7 protein-coding genes, 1 pseudogene and 1 riboswitch are annotated in these 5,602 nt (G+C 29.9%); of the genes and pseudogenes, 3 read left to right on the top strand and 5 right to left on the bottom strand.

Annotated elements, in window-relative coordinates:
• Window positions 1–127: pseudogene (locus tag ACVC2P_RS16320) on the top strand (GNAT family N-acetyltransferase); the annotation flags it as partial.
• Here the strand turns inward: ACVC2P_RS16320 and ACVC2P_RS16315 are convergent.
• Window positions 119–619 (bottom strand): PAS domain-containing protein, encoded by a 501-nt coding sequence (locus ACVC2P_RS16315; protein ID WP_452599521.1) that lies wholly within the window; start codon window positions 617–619, stop codon window positions 119–121. The pseudogene ACVC2P_RS16320 and the gene ACVC2P_RS16315 sit on opposite strands and share 9 nt — an antisense overlap.
• A gap of 76 nt (window positions 620–695) precedes the next feature.
• A riboswitch (cobalamin riboswitch) is annotated at window positions 696–825 on the bottom strand.
• Window positions 826–831: 6 nt separating this feature from the next.
• Window positions 832–1,584 carry a DUF5995 family protein gene (locus tag ACVC2P_RS16310; protein WP_452599520.1) on the bottom strand — a complete coding sequence of 251 codons (753 nt, stop codon included), beginning with the start codon at window positions 1,582–1,584 and terminating at the stop codon, window positions 832–834.
• Between the two features lie 165 nt (window positions 1,585–1,749).
• On the opposite strand from ACVC2P_RS16310, the gene ACVC2P_RS16305 reads away from it, so the two are divergent.
• Entirely contained in the window at window positions 1,750–2,709 is a 960-nt protein-coding gene (locus tag ACVC2P_RS16305) for a hypothetical protein (RefSeq protein ID WP_452599519.1), read from the top strand.
• A gap of 164 nt (window positions 2,710–2,873) precedes the next feature.
• On the opposite strand, the gene ACVC2P_RS16300 is transcribed toward ACVC2P_RS16305, so the two are convergent.
• From ACVC2P_RS16300 to ACVC2P_RS16290, 3 genes are read right to left on the bottom strand one after another with little or no spacing between them, the layout of a single operon-like run.
• The gene (locus ACVC2P_RS16300; protein WP_452599518.1) at window positions 2,874–4,118 is read right to left on the bottom strand and encodes a serine hydrolase domain-containing protein; all 1,245 of its coding nucleotides are present in this window, start codon (window positions 4,116–4,118) and stop codon (window positions 2,874–2,876) included.
• A gap of 11 nt (window positions 4,119–4,129) precedes the next feature.
• On the bottom strand, window positions 4,130–4,324 hold the full coding sequence (locus tag ACVC2P_RS16295; protein ID WP_452599517.1) for a hypothetical protein: 195 nt from the start codon (window positions 4,322–4,324) through the stop codon (window positions 4,130–4,132).
• Window positions 4,293–4,616, bottom strand: a complete 324-nt coding sequence (locus ACVC2P_RS16290; RefSeq protein ID WP_452599516.1) for a cyclase family protein — start codon at window positions 4,614–4,616, stop codon at window positions 4,293–4,295. The genes ACVC2P_RS16295 and ACVC2P_RS16290 overlap by 32 nt, the downstream gene beginning before the upstream one ends.
• Before the next feature lie 354 nt (window positions 4,617–4,970).
• Between ACVC2P_RS16290 and ACVC2P_RS16285 the strand changes: the two genes are divergently transcribed.
• Window positions 4,971–5,602: hypothetical protein (locus ACVC2P_RS16285; RefSeq protein WP_452599515.1), on the top strand; the 632-nt coding region annotated here is incomplete at its 3' end.

Raw genomic sequence — 5,602 nt, 5'->3', positions numbered from 1 at the left:
ACTTGAAGGTATACTTCGTAAAAATACTGTTATGCAAGACGGTTTTAGACGAAATACTTGCTGTTATGGCATTTTAAAAGAGGAATGGCCAACTATTAAATCTAGTGTTTTTAAAGATTTAAGTTAATGTGTAGACTTCTTTTTCTAATGCTAATAAGTGAGCTAATTTACCATTAACATCTTTTACTGGAAAAATTTCTATATCGCATATATATTTTTCTCCATTTTTTCTATAGTTAATAATACGTTCTTTAATATGTAATTCTTCTGCAATATGGGTTCTAATTTTTTTTAATACTTCTTTTGAGGAATCTTGTCCTTGTAAAAAACTAGGTTTTTTTCCTTTTGCATAGTTAACCGGATAACCTGTCATGCTAATAAAACCTTTATTTACCCATTCTATCTCTTGAGCTATATTAGTTAATATAATGGCCTCAAATGTAGTATTGTTTAGAGTCTCTTCTATATTAAGATTCCAATGGTACCGTTCTTTAAATTCATTTAATACGGCTATTTCTGTATTTCGTATAAATGCTTCTGCTTGCTTATCTATAGCTTGTGTGTATATGTCCCAGCTTTTTAAAGGTCCTCGTAGTGTTTTATTGCTCATTTGTTTCATTTTAATTGCTTTTAATGAAACTTAAATAGTATTTATAGATTACATACTATCAATTAGCTTCAAATCGCGAAAGCATTATTGCAAAATAATAAAGGCAAGTAATCTGGCTTATAATAATTTACTTATTAATTACAGTTGCGCGACAGCTTGCGATTTTAACACAATTCCTTTTATTGTTTGTAACAACCTTTATTTAATACAAAAATAAGTATTTAATTCTTTAAATCTTTAATTTTTTTCGAAACACTACCGCGTTCTCCCAACCGTATAATACCAAGAATGATTCCTGCTATTTTTCCTGGGCTAGTTACAAGTTTTCCTTTTTTTGCTATTTTAAGATCTCTTTCTGCTATAGTTGCTTTTATTTTATCTTCTGGTGTATTGGCCAATTGCACAGCAAATTTCCATGCTCCGTTTCTAGCTAAAACCATACTAAAATCTATAAGGAAGTCATCTACATCACGCGTCCACGTTAATATCTTTTTTAATGTAGGCCAAATCTTAGATAAATCGTCTTCTACTTCCATTACTAAAGCAGAAAGGATTGTATTTATTTTATTAAAGTCGCCTTTTAATTGCTCTATATCTTCTCCTTTTGAAACCTCAGCTGCTGCTATTCCTAAATCTAGATTAATATGAGCATTCATTCCTATTAACAGGTGTTGTAATACTATAGGCCAATAATTATTAGATAAATTAAACGCTTCTTGCCAAGAGTTAGTTACGGGATCTTGTTTTTCGTAAGCAAAATATGCTTCTAGATAACGACTAGCAAAAATAACATCTAATCGTTCCATTCTAGGGCCATTATCAAAAATGTTATTCTGTATTCCTTCTTTTACTTTTATAGTGACTTTTCTATATAGCGTAGCAAAATATCCTAACGGGTTATTATCGTCTTGAGATTTTAAAATGATAGCATCTAAATATATAATAACTTGGTCAATAGTTTGTATAGATTCCAATAACGAGGGGTTTTATAATTAATAACATAAGTAAAATACAAAAAATATTAAACATGATACTAGAATAGTATTTTCAGAAGTTGAGATTCACCTTTTAGAAGTTAAGGGCTTACAACATTATACCTCTAATATAATTTTGATTTAAACTTTAAAATCAATTTTATTATGAAAAACCTATTGTTATTAATCAATTATCCAATAACTAAATTAAATAATGTAGTTGTAAAAATAGCTATTGTACTATTTACCATTACGGCCTTTAATAGTTGTGAATCTTCATCTATTTCAGAAATAGAAAGTATAGAAGAAAATAAAACAATATCTAAATTTGAAGCAAAAAATTTAGAAGCAAAAAGCTCGTCCACTTGTGGTGCTGTAGTTAATGCTACGGATGTTTGTAGTTATGAAGGTATTCAATTGTATGCAAGTGAGATGTCTGTAATATCAGTTACTAGCGGTTTATTTAATACCGCACCTTTTTATCTTTATAGTGCAGAACTTACTTTTCAAGGTAACGTAATAGCAAGTACTGTTTCTGGGAATTTAAGCAATCAAAGTCCTTCTGCTCAAATAACACGACTCGTTTATTCATCTCCGCAGATTTCTACTTCAGGAACTAATGATTATGTTTTAAACCTTACATACGCAAATAGTCAAAATAATCTTTTTACTTGTACGACTTCTAATTTTTCAATTGGTAGAAATAGTACTTATGCTGTACCCTCTTTTTTAGTACATCGTATTTCTAATACATCTGTTCAAAATGGTAATAGTTTACCTTCTAATGAATTCTACGCTAACGATTATATTACTTTTGATATGACGCCATCTAGTGACATATTTGAATATAGACTTTGGGCTTATGAGTTAGATACACAAGGTAATATTGTATCTTCTCAAAGTGTTAGTCCACTAAATCCTTCTGTGTATCCGTATTTAAATTTACGTAATACTTTTAATAACTTATTATCTCAAGCTACTCATCAATATATTAAAATTGAAATGACTGGTAGTGGTTGCGAGCAAAACCCAACAACAAATTCGTTTCATGTAAGAACTTCAAAAACTATAAGATTGTTTAACACCGTTAGACCTGCAAAACCAGACTTAACACCATTTGGATAAATAAATTTAAATAAGCTTCGCAAATACAGAATTTGCGAAGCTTATTCTATTCTTTCACTTTTTATAGTCTTTTTTAGCTTTCTTTTAATTGCAATAGCCTACTAATATTAATAAAAAAATAGGGTGATTAAATCCTATTTTAAACATGTTTGTAATAGTATTAATTAATCTATTATTGCTCCATTTACATAGTCTTGAAACCGTTGTCTTAAACCTAACTGTCTGTAAGGTGATAATTGAATCATTAACACGTATGCTAAGTTATCTTCTGTATCTATTTTAAAATAGGTTCCTACTGCTCCACCCCATCCGTATACTTTTTGTAGAGGTTCTCCATACTCTCCTTTTATTGCAAAGCCTAACCCAAAACTAGCTTCGCCTAATGGTAATCTAAAACGTTCTTGATATTGCCTTATATTTGCCATATGGTCTTTAAATAAAAGGGCTACTGTTTCTTCTTTTAAAATACGTTCTTCTTTATACTTTCCTTTGTTTAATAACATTTCGCAAAATTTTAAATAATCTAGCGTAGTTGATACTAAACCGCCTCCTCCATTATATAGTGTTACGTCTTCTACATATCTATTATTTTCAGCAGTCTCAGAAACGGTTAGTGTTTCGTTAGTCCAACGGTAACCTACTGTAAACCTTTTAATCTTCTCTTTTGGCAATTGAAAGTGGGTATCGTTCATCTCTAATGGCTTGAGAATACATTCTTTTAAATAGTTGTCAAGAGATTTACCTGATAACACTTCTACTAAGTAACCACATATATTTGTTGATACTCCATAATGCCAATCGGTACCTGGCTCGAAAGTTAAGGGTAATTTACTTAATTGTTCTGCAAATTCTTTGTTAGTTGTTGCACTCCATAACCCTGAGTTTCTATACAGTTCATTAAGTTCTTGATTATCTCCCCTACCATAACCAAAGCCTGAGGTATGCCGCAATAAATCTATAACTAGTATTGGTCGTTTAGCCAATTGTTTTTCTCCATTTGTATAGGCGTACATTGTTTTAAACATGGGCAAATACTTATATAATGGGTCTTTTAATTTAAACTTTCCTTCTTCATACAGTTGCATTAATGCTACGGTAACAATTGGTTTAGTCATAGAAAATATTCTAAAAATACTTTCATTATCTAATGGCTTTTTAGTTTCAATATTAGCATAACCATAGGTATTAAAATGTACTAATTTATTGTCTTTAATAATGGCTGTTTGTATGCCTGCAATTTGCTTTTTGTCTACTAATCTATGGAAATGAGTGTTCATTTTTTCTAAACTATCACTAGACATACCTACCAATTCTGGTTTAGTAATTTTTAAAGTTTTTGTTTGAGCTGTAATGGTACTAGAAACTATTAAAGCTACTAATGTTAGTTGTTTAAATTTATTATATCTCATTATATTTTTTGTTATTCGAATATTGCTACAACTCTAACTGGAGACCCAGTACCGCCTCTAATTTTTAAAGGTAATCCTATAAAACGAAACCGCCCTCTTCCTATTAAAAGGTGTAAATTTATCATGTTTTCATAATGGGTAAAGCCTAAGGCTCCACAAATATGGTGCACTTTTTTATTTGATACTCCTGGAACACCTGGTGACATTGTTTTTATGGGAAAAATCTAGACAAATCCCCTCAGTATAAAGCATAGATAATGGCATAGTATCTATAGATTGTTCTTTATAGGGTTTTGCCATATGATTTATAGCATCTACATGAGTGCCTGTCTGTTCGCCTAATTCTAGTTTATAAACACTTGGTGTTACTGCTTTAGAGTTCTCTTCGCCATCCCATTCTTCATGTGTATTATGAACAGTCATTTTAACTTGTGGTAAGTTTTTATATACTGGCATACCTTCGTATATTTCTTGACTTAAATCTATTATTTCTGTCATTATTATCTAATAAATTATTCAAACCTAAACATTTATTTTAATAAAATAGATAATTAGCAAGAAAGGAAAAGTGAATTATTGCTTTTGTAAATACATTTGTAATCCTGACTGTACTGAGGAATATAAATTGAAAACTGAGTTTTATATTCCTATTGTAAAAAATTACTTATGTAGAGCGAAAACTTTTCCTACTACTTTTTATCTAATTGTCCTCAAGCATTAATTATTAGCTAAGACTTAAAAACCCATAAAGCCATTCTACCAAGCGAATCGAGCATTTCGGAAATTTGATCTAAAGACAAGTTTTATACAGCTATACTTTTGATATATAATTTAAACCTTAAATAATTTATCATGAAAAACACATTCGTTATTACTCTTTTACTATTTTTTAATTTTATTAATGCTCAATTTCTACAAAATGGAAGTTTTGAAACTGTTAATGGTAGCACAAACATTTTTCACACGGCATTTACACAACAACAATTAGGGCCAAATTGGTACGCCTATGGAAATACTAGTCCAAATATAAAGTCTAATGGTTTTCAAAATGTAACTGCTACAGATGGTACTAATTTTGCTCATACATGGCATAAACTAGAAAACTTAGGAGGGTCTAATTGGAAAAGAACTGGACAAGCATTTTTTATGTATTACCCTATGCAAGGCGGAGAGCATTACAATTTACAATTTGACTTAAAGTCTAGCAAAGCTTATAATCGTTTCTACGTAATAGCAGTAAATGACTTAATTCCAAACACAACAGGAACGCAAATAAGTAACAGTAATGTTTTACCAACAAATTCTAATAATAATCCAAACAATATTATTTCTAACATTGGGCATAAGGAATTTGTTAATCCAACTTTAAATTTTATAGCTAATACTGGTTGGAATCATAAATCTTATAACTTTCAACCCACTCAAAACTTTAAGTATCTATTATTTATTCCATATATAGATTTAAACTCAAACAACTTAAGTAC

This window comes from Pontimicrobium sp. MEBiC01747 (assembly GCF_053601635.1).
Note: the sequence above shows the minus strand (reverse complement) of the source record. Positions and strands in the feature narration are given on the sequence as shown.